The 10237-nt window shown below is 69.6% G+C and carries 11 protein-coding genes, 4 tRNA genes and 1 pseudogene; 10 read left to right on the top strand and 6 right to left on the bottom strand.

Annotated elements, in window-relative coordinates; translation table 11 throughout:
- Both G6026_RS05815 and G6026_RS05820 read right to left on the bottom strand, forming a co-directional pair.
- Positions 1-455: pseudogene (locus tag G6026_RS05815) on the bottom strand (alpha/beta hydrolase); the annotation flags it as partial.
- Positions 452-1204, bottom strand: coding sequence for a dihydrofolate reductase family protein (locus G6026_RS05820; protein ID WP_182612496.1), 753 nt, complete (start codon positions 1202-1204; stop codon positions 452-454). The gene G6026_RS05820 and the pseudogene G6026_RS05815, both read right to left, overlap by 4 nt.
- A gap of 51 nt (positions 1205-1255) precedes the next feature.
- Here G6026_RS05820 and zapE point away from each other — a divergent pair, with 51 nt between their 5' ends.
- Positions 1256-2272: a cell division protein ZapE gene (gene zapE, locus G6026_RS05825; protein WP_182612498.1), complete on the top strand. Its 1017-nt coding sequence runs from the start codon at positions 1256-1258 to the stop codon at positions 2270-2272.
- A 133-nt stretch (positions 2273-2405) separates the two neighbouring features.
- Here the strand turns inward: zapE and G6026_RS05830 are convergent, their stop codons facing one another.
- The 4 genes from G6026_RS05830 to G6026_RS05845 all read right to left on the bottom strand — a co-directional run bounded on the left by G6026_RS05830 (position 2406) and on the right by G6026_RS05845 (position 3520).
- Positions 2406-2951 carry a GNAT family N-acetyltransferase gene (locus G6026_RS05830; protein WP_182612501.1) on the bottom strand — a complete coding sequence of 182 codons (546 nt, stop codon included), beginning with the start codon at positions 2949-2951 and terminating at the stop codon, positions 2406-2408.
- 271 nt (positions 2952-3222) lie between these two features.
- Positions 3223-3297, bottom strand: a tRNA-Val gene (locus G6026_RS05835).
- Positions 3298-3325: 28 nt separating this feature from the next.
- Positions 3326-3399, bottom strand: a tRNA-Cys gene (locus G6026_RS05840).
- Positions 3400-3447: 48 nt separating this feature from the next.
- A tRNA-Gly gene (locus tag G6026_RS05845) sits at positions 3448-3520 on the bottom strand.
- 246 nt (positions 3521-3766) lie between these two features.
- Between G6026_RS05845 and G6026_RS05850 the strand changes: the two genes are divergently transcribed.
- The 9 genes from G6026_RS05850 to G6026_RS05890 form a co-directional block, all read left to right on the top strand.
- A tRNA-Val gene (locus tag G6026_RS05850) sits at positions 3767-3838 on the top strand.
- 352 nt (positions 3839-4190) lie between these two features.
- Positions 4191-4766, top strand: a complete 576-nt coding sequence (locus G6026_RS05855) for a MauE/DoxX family redox-associated membrane protein (RefSeq protein WP_107756566.1) — start codon at positions 4191-4193, stop codon at positions 4764-4766.
- Between the two features lie 105 nt (positions 4767-4871).
- Positions 4872-5480: a redoxin domain-containing protein gene (locus G6026_RS05860; RefSeq protein ID WP_107756565.1), complete on the top strand. Its 609-nt coding sequence runs from the start codon at positions 4872-4874 to the stop codon at positions 5478-5480.
- A gap of 49 nt (positions 5481-5529) precedes the next feature.
- A complete protein-coding gene (locus G6026_RS05865) occupies positions 5530-6264 on the top strand; it encodes a methylamine dehydrogenase light chain (RefSeq protein WP_182612502.1) in 735 nt (244 codons plus the stop codon).
- A gap of 22 nt (positions 6265-6286) precedes the next feature.
- A complete protein-coding gene (locus G6026_RS05870) occupies positions 6287-7645 on the top strand; it encodes a hypothetical protein (RefSeq protein WP_107756563.1) in 1359 nt (452 codons plus the stop codon).
- Positions 7645-9246, top strand: coding sequence for a multicopper oxidase family protein (locus G6026_RS05875; protein ID WP_182612504.1), 1602 nt, complete (start codon positions 7645-7647; stop codon positions 9244-9246). The genes G6026_RS05870 and G6026_RS05875 overlap by 1 nt, the downstream gene beginning before the upstream one ends.
- A 6-nt stretch (positions 9247-9252) precedes the next feature.
- Positions 9253-9612 carry a plastocyanin/azurin family copper-binding protein gene (locus G6026_RS05880; protein ID WP_182612506.1) on the top strand — a complete coding sequence of 120 codons (360 nt, stop codon included), beginning with the start codon at positions 9253-9255 and terminating at the stop codon, positions 9610-9612.
- On the top strand, positions 9609-9962 hold the full coding sequence (locus tag G6026_RS05885; protein ID WP_107756560.1) for a cupredoxin domain-containing protein: 354 nt from the start codon (positions 9609-9611) through the stop codon (positions 9960-9962). Before G6026_RS05880 ends, G6026_RS05885 begins: the two co-directional genes overlap by 4 nt.
- A 56-nt stretch (positions 9963-10018) precedes the next feature.
- Positions 10019-10237 (top strand): hypothetical protein (locus G6026_RS05890; protein WP_182612508.1); only part of this gene is annotated, 219 nt, incomplete at its 3' end.

The following is a 10237-nucleotide window of genomic DNA, read 5'->3' on the forward strand; positions in this document are numbered from 1 at the left end:
GGTCCGGTTCGGCCGATGTGGTCGAGGATCACCAGCGGATGCGATCCCACGATCTCGGTGCCCGCCGAGGCGAACCTGATCGCGAGCGAGTCGGCGGGATCGCCGGGTCCGGCCACCACGACCAGGGGGGCTGCGTCCCGAGGTGTGTCCCCGGTGGTGAGGCGGAGGACAGGGGTATCGCCGAGCAGCGCGCAGTCGACCCGGGCGTCTTGGGGAAGCCCGCGGGTCCCGCCCTCCGCACAGGGAATCCACTGGAGCTCGGATCGGGGCGTCTCCCAGTCTGGTGGGGTGATGAGTTCCGCTTCGCTGTCGGGAGCGGGCGCGCGACCGGGGCCGTCACCGGTGGCCAGTCGCGGTCCCGAGGCGGGTAGGGGAGCACACCCGGCCACGGCCACGACTGCGACGAGCGCGGTGAGCACCGCGCGGGTGGAACGGGCGCCACGTCTCCCGGTCAACGGACGCCCTCACCGACCACCCAGCGGGTGTACAGGCCTCCCGACGGGCAGGAGAACGCCGAGACGACGCGCATCGGCACCCGGGTGTATCCATGCCCGTGGCCCGGGGTCAGTGTCGAGTCGTCGCCTCCGACGATCACCTCCGGCGCCACCGAGAGGACGAGCTCATCCACGGCGCGTTCCGAGAGGAGCTCCCCGAGGAGTCGGGGGCCACCCTCGAAGTCCACCTCGGCGGCGTGGAGGCGGGATGCCAACGAACGGACGGCGGCACCGGTCGGGCCCGGGTCGAGCACATGGACGGTCACGCCCCGTGCCCGCGCGGCCCCGACGAGCCGGGGGTCCGTCTCGTGTGCCGCCGCGATCTGCATCCTGTCGTCGGTGTCGGCACAGAGGTCGATCAGCTCGTCGGGAAGGGACCGGGTGAGTACGAGGATGGTGGGCGCGGGCCTTGTCCGCCTGTCCGCCCAGACCTGGCTGACCTCGGCGGGCCCGTAGTGCTCGGCCAACGCCGTGCCGGAGCCCACCAGGACGAGGTCGGCGCGGGCCCTCATGGCGTCGTAGACCAGGCGGTCGGTGGGCGTTCCCAGGCCCCCGCTCCGGCCGTCGACGGTCGTGGTGCCGTCGACGGAGGCGATCATGACAGCACGGATCACCGGTGCCGCGGTCGGCCTCTCCGGACGGAGCGCGGCCCAGATCGCGTCGAGCGACGCCGGGTCGTCGCCGAGCGCTGGTGGTCGTGTCGACAGCACCCGGGCCTCCTTCCGTTCTTCACGCCTGTCGCCCCACGATAGGCTCATCGCATGGTCTCCCGCCTCGTTGACGTCACCCCGGTGGTCCCTGCCGACCAACTCGTGGCCCAGATGGTCCCGCCGTCGATGTTCGATGACGTGAGTTTCGATTCCTACATCCCCGACCCTGCCGAGCCCTCGCAGGAGGCCGCGGTCACCGCCTGTCGGCGATTCGCGGAGTCGGTGGTGGCCCGTCGCACCCCGAAGAAGGGACTGTTCGGGCGTCGGCCCAAGTCGGTGGAGGGCGCGGGGATCTACCTCGACGGTGGCTTCGGGGTGGGCAAGACCCACCTGTTGACGTCGATCTATCACACGTGTCCCGAACCGAAGGCGTTCGGCACGTTCGTCGAGCTCACGCACGTCGTGGGCGCCCTGGGCTTCAACCGGGCGGTCGAGGAGCTGTCCGGACACTCCGTCCTGTGTATCGACGAGTTCGAACTCGACGATCCCGGCGACACCATGCTGGTGTCCCGGCTGCTCGCGGAACTCACCACGGCGGGTGTCAGCGTCGCCGCGACCTCCAACACCCTCCCCGAGCAGCTCGGTGAGGGTCGTTTCGCGGCCAAGGACTTCATGCGCGAGATCCGCAAGATGTCGGGGATCTTCGAGTCGATCCGGGTCGACGGGCCCGACTACCGGCATCGCAACCTGCCCCCGGCGCCGGACCCGATGTCCGACGAGGCACTCGAGGCGGACGCCGACGCGGAACCCGGGTCGACGCTGGACGACTTCGACGCGTTGTGCGGGCACCTGGCCACCCTCCACCCGTCCAAGTACAACCGCCTCGTCGACGGGGTGACCAGGGTGTGCCTCCGGGACGTCGGCCCGCTGCCGGACCAGGCCATCGCACTGCGCCTGGTCGTCCTGGCGGACCGCCTCTACGACGCCGGTATCCCCGTCCGCAACTCGGGGCAGAAGCTGGACGCGATCTTCACCGAGGAGATGCTCGCCGGCGGATACCGGAAGAAATATCTCCGGGCCACGTCCCGGCTCCTCGCGCTGTCACGCTTCGAGACGGTCGGCGGCTGAGCCGGGATCGAGACCGCCCGTACCGGCAGTCCACGCGATCCACCCACCAGTCCACCCACCCGGCCCACCCCGGTTGGTCGCTCACCCGGCTCACCCCGGCCGGTCGCTCACCCGGCCCACCCCGGCCGGTCGCTCACAGTGGGCGCTGGACCGGGCGTTCCAGGACGACGTCGCGGTTCCGCACGCCCCCGACCATGAAGTCGCGGTGCCCCCGTCTCTCGAAACCGCTCCGGGCGTAGAAGGCGAGCGCTCTCGAGTTCGCCACGTTCGTCGCCAGCCACAGACTCCGCGCGCCGGAGTCCTGCGCGTGCCGCACCACGGCGTCGAGGAGCCGACCGGCTTCGCCGCTGCCGTGCAGGCACGGGTGGAGATAAAACTTGCTGACACCCACGGTCGGGCGGCTCGAGATCACCCGCGCGCAGGACTCGTCCATCGCGGTGCCCTCGACGAGCAGGGCGTAGGCCAGGATGTCGCCATCGGGCCCGACACCGGCGAGGAGTCGATGGGTCGGGTCCTCCAGGTACCCGCGGAACGAGGTGGGCCCGAGTGTGTCGCGCACGAACGCCTCCACCGACTCACGGGGCAGGTCGGGCGGACACGCGAGCGGGAAGGTCAGAGCGGCCAGGGCCGAGAGGTCGTCGATATCGGCCGCCAGCGCCGATCGGATCGTGAGGGTCATCGTCGACGAGGCTAGACGCCGACGGTCCCGGACAGGAATCGCGGCTCAAGCCGGCCCCCGCGCGAATCCTGGTCGTGCTCTCCGCGGGAATGTGGCGGGATCACCGCAGTGAGAACGACCAAGGCAAGCGGCCCGCGCGCGCGAAGACACCACCGCCGCGGACATGGCCGACGCCCAAGCGCGACGCCCCGGAGAACGCTCGACGCCCCGGACAAAGCTCCACGCCCCGGAAAAGCGCGACGCCCCGGCGGAAGACCGGGGCGTCGTGTCGTGGTGCGCGATACTGGGATTGAACCAGTGACCTCTTCCGTGTCAGGGAAGCGCTCTCCCGCTGAGCTAATCGCGCGGGACTCACCAACCGGATCACTCCGGCGTGGAGGTGGAGACGGGAATCGAACCCGTGTTGACGGCTTTGCAGGCCGCTGCCTCACCACTCGGCCACTCCACCGAAAAGGTATCGAGCCCGGTGAGGACTCCTGGCTCCTCGATCCCTCCGAGCGGATGACGGGATTCGAACCCGCGACCCTCACCTTGGCAAGGTGATGCGCTACCAGCTGCGCCACATCCGCACTGCTCCCCGGCGTGCTGTTGCTCACCGCGTTGCGAGAATGAACATTAGCCGACGCCGATCTTGGAACACAAATCGGGGGGCGGAAACGACGCCTCATCTGCTCTGATGCTGCCCATCCGGGCGGGCTGTGCGTGCGGCGAGGGGGCGGCGAGGTGCGCGCGAGGTCGTCGAGGACCCCGAATTGGGTCCCGGCGCGGGGCTTGCTACAGTGTTGCGGTGCCGACGCGAGAACGACGGCGCACGAGGTCCTATAGCTCAGTGGAAGAGCGCTCCGTTCACACCGGAGAGGTCACTGGTTCGAACCCAGTTAGGACCACCGCAGGCGCAGCCCCTGTCTCCCCCCGGGAGGCGGGGGCTTTTTCGCGTTCACAGGCCACTTCCTCGTTCACAGGCCACGCCCGGTCGCCCACGCCCCGTGCCCGGCGCACGCCCGGTCGCCCGGCGCCCGGCGCCCGGCGCGCGGATGAACCCCCACTGTCATCGTTCCTCTACGGGTGAGGAGACCTCGCCGGCCGGACCGTCTCGTCGACTGTGATCTCGACAACTTCAGAGCGTTAGAAACAACTGAGCACTTTGGTGGCAACGCCTGAGTAACACACCGGGCATAGCGTCCGCGACGTGCCACGACATCTGAATCGTGGGAGCCGAGCGCGTCGGAAGGAACGGCAATGACGGGAATGTTCGCCACGTCGGTCATCGGGATCGCACTGCTCGCCGCCGGGCTGAGCAAGCTACGCGACATCGAGGGCCACTCCCGAGTGGTCGTCGGATACAAGATCCTGCCCGACGCCGTCGCGGCGCGTGTGGGACGGGTTCTGCCGTTCCTCGAGATCGTGCTCGGTGCGGCGTGTCTCGGGCGAGTCGGCCTGCCGGCCGTCGCGTGGTCGGTGGCCGTCCTGTTCTGCGTCTATGCGGCCGGACTGGCAGTGAACCTCCTCCGAGGCCGCACGGAGCTGGACTGCGGATGCTTCGCCTTCGGTGAGCACGACGCTCCCAGGATCGGGTGGTGGCACGTGGCCAGGGCCCTCGCGTTCGCCGCCGGCGCCGTGGCCTGCCTGTACCTGCCGGGCCCGAGTTCTCTGCCCGAGGTGGCGACCGGGTTCGTCCTCGCCGTACTGGCGGTCGCGCTGGCGTTCGGGGCGGCCGCGGTGTCCTCGACGTTGACGCTCGGTCGGAGCAGGGTCGACGACTACCTCCAGCCGGCCCGCGACGAACTCAGCCGGCGCTACTCCGCCTCCCCCTAGCGGTTCCCCGCCCCAATAAGGGAATTCTCATCTGTCACGTCCTCTACACCCGCACGCCGCAGTCGGGCGTCGCCCGATCGTCCACCCTCGAACAGGAGTACTCCTATGTCTGCTTTCGTCCTCACGCTGCTCGTCGTCCTCGTGCTGGTCGACGTCGTCCTGGTCCTGATGATCCTGGGGTTGGCCCGGGAACTGGGCCGGGTCCAGGTGCGTCTCGGCCCGCTCGGGGCCAGGGTGCTCGACTCGGGTCCTGCGGTCGGGGACACCGGCCCGTCCTTCTCGGGCCTGGTCGACCACATGGAACGGGACACCACCGTCGCCGGCGAGCGCGACAAGCCCCAGCTGCTGATGTTCACGGGCCCGAAGTGCTCGACCTGCAAGGCGTTGCTCCCGGGGATCAAGGCCATGGCCAAGGCCGAGCGCGACCTCGACGTGGTGCTGATCTCGGACGGGACCGAGGAGGAGCACCGTGAGTTTTTGGCCGGAGCCGGGATCGGCGCGGAACTGTCCTACCTCGACGCCCGCGACGTGGGCATCGCGTACCAGGTCGGCACCACTCCGTACGGGATCCTCCTGGACACCGACGGGTCCATCGCCGCCAAGGGTCTGTGCAACAACATGCAGCACGTCGAGAGTCTTCTCAACGCGCTGGAGTCGGGCACGCCGACGATCCAGCACCTCTACGCCGGTATCGGCGTCCCCACCGCCTCGTGAGCGCACCGCGGCGCTCGTCACCGCGGTCCGCGCACGATCCGTCCACCCCATGCAAGGAAAGGAACACCTCGTGGCTCACATCGATGACTCCGACCAACGCCGCCTGACAGAACACGCCGAATGGCTGTCCGGCGGGGGAGGGAGTTCGCTCAGCAAGGTCTCCCGGCACCTGTCGGAACGCACGTCCCGCCGCTCGGTCCTCTCGAAGATGGCCAAGTGGACCATGGGCCTGTCGGGAGTGGCCGTGGTCGGCGCACTGCCGGTCACCCGCGACCCCCAGGCCCTCGCCCAGCAACCGCCCGCGTCCGGCGCCACGACGCCCCCCGCCCCGCAGAATGCGGTGACCCCGTTCGGGGCCGGTGACGACCTCCTGCCCACGTACGACGGCAAGGATCCCACCGAGTGCAACTACTGGCGCTGGTGCAACATGGACGGCCGACCCTGCCCCTCCTGTGCGGGCGGCGGAGTCTCGACCTGCGCACCCGGATCGAAGCCGGGAGCGGAGTACTGGGTGGGGTGCTGCACCCATCCCGAGAACGGCAAGACGTACCTGATCGCCTACTACGACTGTTGTGGCGCCCCGCGGTGCTCCACGAAGTACTGCGGCGAACCGGACGCCCAGGCCGTCATGTACAACCCGGTCTCCGGCAGTTTCGATCAGGAGATCATCTGGTGCGTCTCGGACGAGTCCCAGTCGTACACCTGCACGCTCGCCCCGATCATCGGCGAGGACTGCCAGACCAACCACGCCACCCGCCCGCGCGTCGGCGCGGGCTCCCGCTAGAAGGGCCGAGAGGACCACTCAGATGACCGTTTTCACCACCCCCCGCCTCGCGGGCCTCTCCGCGGCCACCGCGGCCGTGCTCTTACTGGTCGGGTGTTCGCCCGGTTCCGACGGCGGAGACGACGGGGAGTTCGACGTGGCCAACGGGGTCGCGACCACCTACGAGTTCCCGAACGTCCCCGCGGTCACGGCCCCTCCGGCGAACGCCACGCTCGGCGACGAGGACCAGGAACTGGGAGAGGTCGGCGCCGACCCGAACATCCCGTACACCGCCGAGGTGACACCGATCGGCGCCGACTGGATGATCGCCGCAGAGTGGCGCGACGACGAGACCGTCTGGGCCGCCTTCGACCCCGCCGACGGCGTCGTCAAGACCCGCATCACCACAGGTCACGGTATCTGGGACGACGTCGTCCACCTCTTCACGACCGATACCCCTGCCGACCCGCAGGCCGTGGCGTTCGAGGTGTGGACCCCGCGCGGTTCGCGCGGCCAGGCCGACTACACCGTCTCGACCTACTCCGGAAACCTGCTCGAACCCGACGAGGTGCTCCTACCGCGCCACGTGCGGTTCCACTCCCGAGAGGGTTCGCACACGATCAGCGGCGCCGGCCGGTTCATGACCTCGTGGGACGACCAGCTCTTCGGGCCCCGTGTGGTGGATCTGGACCGCGGGGTGCTGTCCGGAGAGCAGCAGATCATCGGCTGCGGACCGTACACGTGGCCGGTCGGGGACAAGATCTACTCGGTGTGCGAACGATCCCGCGAACTGCTCGAGCTCACGATCGACGACGAGGGGCGCATCAGCGAGAGCGGCCGCTCGAAGGTCCTGCCCGAGGGTTTCACGGCGTCTCGTGAGGCGCACTTCGCCGACGACGTGGAGTCCGGGTTCCTCATCAACGAGGCCGGCGAGGCCTACCTCTTCGACTTCTCCTCCGGCCTGCCCACCGACGAGGTGCGTCCGCTGGGCAACGTGGGTCGAGACGGAGGACGCTTCTACACGAACGGCATCCGTCCCGACGGGGAGCAGTTCTTCGTGGAGTACACCGATTCCGACATCCATCCTCATTCCGCCAACGGGGGAGACGTGGTCCGGGTCCGGTTGTTCGACGTCGACGGCGCGCGGGAGACCCAGAACCTCGATCTGGAGAAGCTCGGGCTGGACTCGATCGACTCCGTCTCCTACAACCTCGACGGATCGGTCCTCTACGTCCTGGGCACCGCCCCCGGAACGGGTGACGACGAGGGGGAGGACCTGCCCACGATCGTCGGCGTCGACCCCGCGACGGGGGAGGTCGTCTCCACCGCGACGATCACCGGCCACGCCGGCGGCTCCGACGGTGTCAGCGGAGTGCGGGCCCCGGAGCGGAGGGTCGCCTGATGGGACTTTCCCCGGGGACGCTGGACCCGGCCCGGTCCGGAGTGAGCCGACGGGCCTTCCTGGCCGCGCTCGGACTCGGTGGGGTGGGGGTGGCGATGGCGGCCTGCGCGGCCGAGAACGCCATCACCACCGCCGTTCAGGCCTCGGACCGGATCGGGTACGCGGATCCCGAGGTCGCCGCGGCGGAGGCCGCCCGGTTCAGTTCGGGGCGCGCGGTGGACGTCACGGTGACAGCCGCACTCGCCGCCTTCGGTCTCGCCGGTCGTCAGGTCTCGGCGAGGTCGTACGGCGACGGGCCGGTGGGGCCGGAGATCCGGGCCTCCCTGGGGGACGAACTCCGGGTCCACCACGTCAACGCCCTGGACGAGGAGACCGTGATCCACTGGCACGGCATCCAGATCCGGAACGACATGGACGGTGCCCCTCCGTTGACGGGTGAGAACGTCGCCCCCGGTGGGTCGTATGACTACGCGTTCAGGCTGCCGCACGCCGGGACGTACTGGTATCACTCGCATTCCGGGCTCCAGGCGGATGAGGCGATGCTGGGCGCGCTGATCGTCGAGGATCCGAAGGATCCTTACGGCGCCGACGTCGACCTGGTGGTCGTGCTCGACGACTGGACCGTGGGGCACGGGCCGTCACCTGAGGACCTGCTCCGCGCCCTCAACCCGGCGCTGGGTGGGCACGCGGGCCACGGGGGACACGGAGGGCACCAGGGTCACGGATCCGTGACGACGACGACCACGACCCCGGTGGATCCGGAGGCCATGGCGCGGACCGCCGGGCCGCATCCGGAGTCCGTGGAACTCGGCGGGATGACCCAGCACATCTCCTACCCGGTGCACCTGATCAACGGCCGACCCACCGCCGACGCCGAGCCGCTGGTGGCACCCCCGGGCGCCACCGCGAGGCTCCGCATCATCAACGCCGCGGCGGAGACGCCGTACCGCGTGGCCGTGGGAGGTCGCATGATGCGGGTCATCGAGACCGACGGGTTCCCCTGCGAACCGGTGGATGCCGCGTCCGTGCTCGTGGGGATGGCCCAGCGGGTCGACGTCCTGGTCGAGGTCGGCTCCGGCACGTGGCCCGTGGTCGCGCGGGTGGAGGGCACGGACGACTTCGTCGCCACGACCCTGCGCAGCCGGGACTCGGTCACCAGCGTCGACCTCGCCCGGTCCGGCCGGATACCCGAGCTGGACCGCACGCCGGTTCAGGACTCGGGCCTCCGGGCCACCGAGGCCTCCGCACTGCCGGCGCGGTCCCCGGATCGGACCTTCCGACTGGAACTCATCCAGTCGCCCTCGGATTACGTGTGGGGGATCGCCGGACCGGATGTCGGGAAGGTGACCATGCGGACGGGGGAGCGCATCCGCGTCGAGATGACCAACAACACGACGATGTGGCACCCCATGCACCTGCACGGACACACGTTCGGGGTCCCGGAGTACGGCGGGTTGCGGCGAGACACCGTGATCATCCACCCGGGCCAGAATCTGGCGTTCGAGTTCGACGCCGACAACCCGGGGGCGTGGATGTTCCACTGCCACAACGCCTACCACCTGGACGCCGGGATGACGACCAACTTCTACTACGAGAGGTAACTGACGATGTTGCGACACACCGCCAGGATCGCCGCGATCGCCGTGTCGGCGGTCCTGCTGACGACCGGGTGCTCTTCTGACGGCGGGACCGGGGGCGCCTCCTCCGGCACCACCGTGCAGGTCCGTGTCCTCGACATGAGCTACGACCCCGCGGTCGTGACGATCAAGCCGGGGGACACCGTCGAATGGGTCTGGGAGGCCTCCCTTCCCCACGACGTCGTCTCCGACGACGACGCGCCGATGAGTTTCGCCTCCGAACTCCAGACGGAGGGGAGCTACTCGCAGACGTTCGACACCGCCGGCGTCTACGGCTACCACTGCACCCCGCACGCCCAGATGACCGGGGAGGTGATCGTCGAAGAATGACCCGCACCCGGACGGGTCTCCCACGTCGACACCCGGGCCTGGCCGTCGTGGCCGCCGCGGTCCTCGCGGTCACCGGGTGCGGGAGCTCCCCGGAGCCGACCAGGGTCACGGTGCGCAACGTCGCCTTCGACCCCCGGGAGGTGCACCTGACGGCCGGGGAGGAGGTCGCCTGGTTCTACGACGACGGAGGGACGTTCCACGACATCGTCGTGGACGGCCTCACGTCGACAGCCGGCTTCCGCGCCGAGGGCGAGCACAGGATGACGTTCGACCAGCCCGGTGTCTACCGCGTCACCTGCTCCATCCATCCCCAGATGGTGGGCACCGTCATCGTCAGCCCCCGCCGGTGATCACGCGTCAACCGGACACAGATCTCTCGCTCATTCCACTATCGAGGAGGAACATCATGACCAGTACCCAGACCACAGCCCCACACCTCGCAGAGGTCCCTCCGCCCGACGTGGCGGAAGGCAGGACGGTGGCCGACATCTCCGATCTCGACCTGGGTGACCGGCCGGGCATCCGTCCCCGGATGGGTGTCGCCGTCGGCCTGGCCACCAGGCTCGGCGTGGCCGCCGCCTCCGTGGCGGTGGGCGTCGGTGCGGCCGTCGCCGTCGGCGCGGTC

It is taken from the genome of Dietzia sp. DQ11-38-2 (assembly GCF_014145055.1).
GTDB lineage: Bacteria > Actinomycetota > Actinomycetes > Mycobacteriales > Mycobacteriaceae > Dietzia.

What these genes read in the sequence shown, in the direction of transcription:
- G6026_RS05830 (WP_182612501.1), bottom strand. Translation starts at nt 2,951, where the DNA reads ATGACCCTCACGATCCGATCGGCGCTGGCGGCCGATATCGACGACCTC.
- G6026_RS05875 (WP_182612504.1), top strand. Translation starts at nt 7,645, where the DNA reads ATGGGACTTTCCCCGGGGACGCTGGACCCGGCCCGGTCCGGAGTGAGC.
- G6026_RS05855 (WP_107756566.1), top strand. Translation starts at nt 4,191, where the DNA reads ATGACGGGAATGTTCGCCACGTCGGTCATCGGGATCGCACTGCTCGCC.
- G6026_RS05880 (WP_182612506.1), top strand. Translation starts at nt 9,253, where the DNA reads ATGTTGCGACACACCGCCAGGATCGCCGCGATCGCCGTGTCGGCGGTC.
- G6026_RS05865 (WP_182612502.1), top strand. Translation starts at nt 5,530, where the DNA reads ATGCAAGGAAAGGAACACCTCGTGGCTCACATCGATGACTCCGACCAA.
- G6026_RS05885 (WP_107756560.1), top strand. Translation starts at nt 9,609, where the DNA reads ATGACCCGCACCCGGACGGGTCTCCCACGTCGACACCCGGGCCTGGCC.
- G6026_RS05870 (WP_107756563.1), top strand. Translation starts at nt 6,287, where the DNA reads ATGACCGTTTTCACCACCCCCCGCCTCGCGGGCCTCTCCGCGGCCACC.
- zapE (WP_182612498.1), top strand. Translation starts at nt 1,256, where the DNA reads ATGGTCTCCCGCCTCGTTGACGTCACCCCGGTGGTCCCTGCCGACCAA.
- G6026_RS05860 (WP_107756565.1), top strand. Translation starts at nt 4,872, where the DNA reads ATGTCTGCTTTCGTCCTCACGCTGCTCGTCGTCCTCGTGCTGGTCGAC.